Source organism: Stenotrophomonas sp. PS02300 (genome assembly GCF_029959395.1).
In the GTDB taxonomy this organism is placed as follows: Bacteria; Pseudomonadota; Gammaproteobacteria; order Xanthomonadales; family Xanthomonadaceae; genus Stenotrophomonas; species Stenotrophomonas maltophilia_AD.
In genome coordinates this window covers 1-3,971 of sequence record NZ_JASCOP010000208.1, presented here as the reverse complement: position 1 = coordinate 3,971, position 3,971 = coordinate 1, and the positions used below count along the sequence as shown (strand labels likewise).

Here is a 3,971-nt window from a genome sequence, read left to right as displayed (position 1 = left end):
GACCGTTGGTCGGCCCAAGCGGTGCCGGACGCAACGCCAGCGGTGATTTCACCCGGCTGCGTAAAGGACCGTCTGGGCCGGCCAACGGCCGGCGCTACCGCTCCACCGCGGTTTGCCGGGTTACCATCAGGCATCAACATTCCTCACGGCTCGCTGATGCTTCGCCCCCAGCTCCCGCTCAACGCGCTGCGCGCTTTTGAAGCCGCCGCGCGCCACCAGAACTTCACCCGCGCCGCGCTGGAACTGTGCGTAAGCCAGGCCGCGCTGAGCCACCAGATCCGGGGGCTGGAGGAGCGGCTGGGCGCGGTGCTGTTCCACCGGCTGCCGCGTGGGGTGGCGCTGACCGACGAAGGGGCGCGCCTGTACCCGGTGCTCAACGAGGCATTCGACCGCATCGCGGTGAGCCTGGACCGGTTCGTGGGTGGGCATTTTCGCGAGGTGCTCGGGGTCGGCGTGGTGGGCACGTTCGCCACCGGTTGGCTGCTGCCACGGCTGGCCGACTTCAATGCGCGGCACCCGGATATCGAGCTGCGCCTGCAGACCCACAACAACCGCATCGACCTGGCCGGCGAAGGGCTGGACCTGGCGATCCGCTTTGGCGACGGCGACTGGCAGGGCCAGGTGTCCACGCCGGTGCTGGCCGCGCCCTTTGCACCGGTGTGCGCGCCGGCACTGGCGCGCACGCTGCGGCAACCGCGCGACCTGGCCAGCGTGGCGCTGCTGCGCTCCTACCGCAGCGATGAGTGGCCGCAGTGGCTGCAGGCCGCTGGCGTGGGCGAGCTGGAGGCGCGCGGCCCGGTGTTCGATTCGTCGCTGACCCTGGCCAGTGCGGCGGCGGCAGGCGCCGGCGTGGCATTGCTGCCGCTGCGCATGTTCGAACAGGACCTGGCGCAGGGACGGTTGGTACAGCCGTTCGCGCAGACGCTGGCGCTGGGGAGCTACTGGCTCACCCGGCTGCGCTCGCGTGCGGAAAGCGATGCGGCGGCGCGGTTCCGGATATGGCTGGAAGCGCAGGGCGACGTGCCCACCAACGGTGGGCACCTACCGAAATAGGGTCGCGGATGCGGTAGGTGCCCACCGTAGGTCGGCACGCGTGGTCAGGCCATCAGCTCCATCCAGCTTGCTTCGGCCTTTTCCAGCTGCTGCGCGGTGGCTTCGCGGTCGCGGCCGAGTACCGCCATGCGGGTGGCATCAGCGTAGTTGGCCGGGTCGGCCAGCTGCCGGTCCAGCTCGGCCAGCTGGCCTTCCAGCTGGTTGACCTTGGCTTCGGCAGCGGCCAGCTTGACCGGGTTGACCGTCTTCTTCGGCGGCATCGGCGGGGTCGGCGGCACCGGCTCCGGCGCGGCGGCGGCCATCTTCTGCTTGGTGCCCTGCGCGGCCGGGCGCGAACGCAGCCACGCCGCGTACTCGTCCAGGTCGCCGTCGAACGGCTCCACCACACCGTCGGCCACGCGCCAGAAGGTGTCGCAGACCAGGCCGATCAGGTGGCGGTCGTGCGAGACCATCACGATCGCCCCTTCAAAGGTCGCCAGCGCTTCGGCCAGTGCTTCGCGCATTTCCAGGTCAAGGTGGTTGGTCGGTTCGTCGAGCAGCAGCACGTTCGGCTGCTGCCAGGCGATCATCGCCAGCGCCAGGCGCGCGCGCTCACCACCGGAGAAACCGTCCACCGGCTCGAAGGCACGGTCGCCGGCGAAGTTCCACTTGCCCAGGAAATCGCGGAAGGCCTGGTTGCTGCCATCCGGGGAGATATCCCGGAAGTGGTCCATCGGCGACTGGCCTTCATGCAGCGACTCCACCGTGTGCTGGGCGAAGTAGCCGATGCGCAGGTCCGGGTGCGCCGAGCGATCGCCAGCCACCGGCTCCAGCTCACCGACCAGGGTGCGTACCAGCGTGGTCTTACCCGCGCCGTTGGGACCCAGCAGGCCGATACGCTGCCCCGCTTCCAGGCCGAAGCCCACGTTGTGCAGGATCACCGCATCCGGGCTGTAACCGGCTTCCACATCGTTCAGGCGGATCAGCGAGAACGGCAGCTTGGCCGGCGGCGCGAATTCGATGCGGAACTCGCGCTCGGCACGCACCGCTTCGGTGCCGGTCAGCTTGGCCAGGCGCTTCATGCGGCTCTGTGCCTGGGTGGCCTTGCTGGCCAGCGCCTTGAACCGGTCGATGAAGCTCTGCAGGTGGGCGCGCTCGGCCTGTTCCTTCTCGTGCGCGATCTGCTGCTGGCGCAGCTGTTCGGCGCGCTGGCGCTCGAAGTCGGTGTAGCCGCCCGGGTACAGCTTGGCGCCGCCGCCATGCAGGTGCAGGGTGTGGGTGGCCACGTTGTCCAGGAACTCGCGGTCATGCGAGATCAGCAGCAGCGTGCCCGGGTACTTGAGCAGCCACTGTTCCAGCCAGAACACCGCGTCCAGGTCGAGGTGGTTGGTCGGTTCGTCGAGCAGCAGCAGGTCGCTGGGCATCATCAGCGCGCGCGCCAGGTTCAGTCGTGCGCGCCAGCCACCGGAGAACGTCGCCACCGGCCGTGAATGGGTGTCGGACGGGAAGCCCAGGCCATGCAGCAGCTTGCCCGCACGGGATTCGGCGTCGTACGCGCCAATCTCGGCCATCTTCTGGTGGGCATTGGCCACCGCTTCCCAGTCCTCACGCGCGGTCGCGTCGGCTTCCTCGCGCAGCACGGCCGCCACTTCGGTGTCGCCTTCCAGCACGAACTGCAGCGCCGGGTCCTGCAGCGCAGGGGTTTCCTGCGCCACGCTGGCGATGCGGATCTTGCCGGGCAGGTCCACATCGCCCTTGTCGGCTTCCAGCTCGCCCTGCACGGCCGCGAACAGGCTGGACTTGCCGGCCCCGTTGCGGCCGACCACGCCCACGCGGTAGCCCGCATGCAGGGTCAGGTCGACATTGGACAACAGCAGCCGCTCGCCGCGGCGCAAGGCGAAGTTACGAAGGGAAATCATCTGGGGGGTCCATATAACGGAATGGAATGTGCTGGTGAGCACCTTTCCTGCGACGCAATTCTAGCGTTAACGAATACTTGACGCGCCCCGGGATGCGCGGCAGGCCTCGTCTCTCTCCCACGAACCTGCCTGCGCTTTCCCCGGGACCCTCTCCCGCCTGATTGATCAGACCTTCCTAAATCGTTGCTTTTGCAACGTTTTTTCAATTTGACAGTCAGTAAAAATACCGTTAATCCGTTAATTGCGCACCGCAACACCCGCCCTCGCTGACCCGCTTTGCCGCAGTCGTGATGTCGCCCGGTGCCGCCTTGTCCCAACCGGAGCCACATCCTGATGAACCGCAAGACCCGTACGCTTGCCGCCGCCGTCGCCGTCGCCCTCGGGGCCTCCGCCTTCAGTGTCGCCGCCCAGGACGCCCCTGCCCGCGCCACCGCCAACACCCTGGACACGGTCATCGTGACCGGCACCCGCGTGGCCGACCGCACCGTGGCCGAGTCGCAGTCGCCGATCGACATCATTACCCCGGAAGCCCTGCAGTCCACCGGCACCACCGAACTGGCCACCGCGCTGGCGCGCGCCCTGCCCTCGCTGAACTTCCCGCGCCCGGCGCTGACCGACGGCACCAGCGGCATCCGCCCGGCGCAGCTGCGCGGCCTGTCCCCGGACCAGGTGCTGGTGCTGGTCAACGGCAAGCGCCGCCACACCTCGGCCCAGATCAACGTCAACGGCAGCATCGGCCGCGGCTCGTCGGCGGTGGACATCAACGCCATTCCGATCGCCTCCATCGAGCGCGTGGAAGTGCTGCGCGATGGCGCCTCGGCGCAGTACGGCTCGGACGCCATCGCCGGCGTGATCAACATCGTGCTCAAGGGCTCCAGCGCGGGCGGCAGCCTGGCCCTGGACGCCGGCCAGTACTCGGCCGGCGACGGCAACAAGTACCAGCTCTCCGGCGATACCGGCATCGGGGTCGCCCCCCGCCCGGGGCGCGTGGCCGGGGGCGGCCCGGTCACCCCCCACGAT

3 protein-coding genes are annotated in these 3,971 nt (G+C 68.9%); 2 read left to right on the top strand and 1 reads right to left on the bottom strand.

The window, feature by feature from the left end; translation table 11 throughout:
• The first annotated feature begins 156 nt into the window (after positions 1-156).
• Positions 157-1,053 carry a LysR family transcriptional regulator gene (locus QMX79_RS20210; RefSeq protein WP_282248369.1) on the top strand — a complete coding sequence of 299 codons (897 nt, stop codon included), beginning with the start codon at positions 157-159 and terminating at the stop codon, positions 1,051-1,053.
• Positions 1,054-1,097: 44 nt separating this feature from the next.
• Here QMX79_RS20210 and QMX79_RS20205 read toward each other — a convergent pair whose 3' ends face one another.
• Positions 1,098-2,951, bottom strand: coding sequence for an ABC-F family ATP-binding cassette domain-containing protein (locus QMX79_RS20205; RefSeq protein WP_282248368.1), 1,854 nt, complete (start codon positions 2,949-2,951; stop codon positions 1,098-1,100).
• Between the two features lie 333 nt (positions 2,952-3,284).
• Here QMX79_RS20205 and QMX79_RS20200 point away from each other — a divergent pair.
• Positions 3,285-3,971, top strand: a 687-nt coding sequence (locus QMX79_RS20200; RefSeq protein ID WP_282248367.1) for a TonB-dependent receptor plug domain-containing protein, incomplete at its 3' end; no start/stop codon positions are given.

Coding starts and splice junctions, on each gene's coding strand:
- QMX79_RS20205 (WP_282248368.1), bottom strand. CDS start 2,951: ATGATTTCCCTTCGTAACTTCGCCTTGCGCCGCGGCGAGCGGCTGCTG.
- QMX79_RS20210 (WP_282248369.1), top strand. CDS start 157: ATGCTTCGCCCCCAGCTCCCGCTCAACGCGCTGCGCGCTTTTGAAGCC.